Source organism: Oleiphilus sp. HI0086, from assembly GCF_001635225.1.
Window position 1 is genome coordinate 1 of the sequence record NZ_LWFZ01000933.1, and the last position, 542, is coordinate 542.

At 42.4% G+C, this 542-nt stretch carries 1 protein-coding gene; it reads right to left on the bottom strand.

Annotated features, from left to right (window positions below; genetic code table 11):
* Nucleotides 1-106: 106 nt before the first annotated feature.
* Nucleotides 107-542, bottom strand: a 436-nt coding sequence (locus tag A3756_RS29065) for a cytochrome c-type biogenesis protein (protein WP_156490547.1), incomplete at its 5' end; no start/stop codon positions are given.

Consider the following 542-nt stretch of genomic DNA (forward strand, 5'->3'; position numbering starts at 1 on the left):
TGCTTGATTGTTTGTCGCTGGATAGATGCGAAGCGAAAGCTTGGTACGATAACAAACAAGCTTGCAAGGCATAGTAAAAGTAAAGCGGGTAACCAAAAGTCGTACATTAAGATTTATCCTGATCGTTGTCGGCATCAAACTCACGAAGCAATGCCTGAACTTTGTTGTTTGTACTGTCGGCCCTAGAATCAGATACCGAATCATTGCTCGTTGATGTGCCAGGTTTATCTTGATTGGTGTTTCGCTTATTACGAACAGCGTAAGCGATAACGCCCATGCCAAAAATGATAAAAATCCAAGGTCCATACCAGAGCATTAAGGTTTCACTACTAACTTTTGGCTTATAGGTGACGAAATCTCCAAAGCGATCAATCATAAATTGAACAACTTCTTCAGGACTACTCCCTTCTTCAAGTAAACGGTGAACCTCTTTGCGCATGTCGGCAGCAATTGGGGCGTTAGAGTCAGCGATATCTTGATTTTGACATTTTGGGCAACGGAGCTCCTTAGTCAACTCAAGGTAATTCATGCGCCTTTCTTCA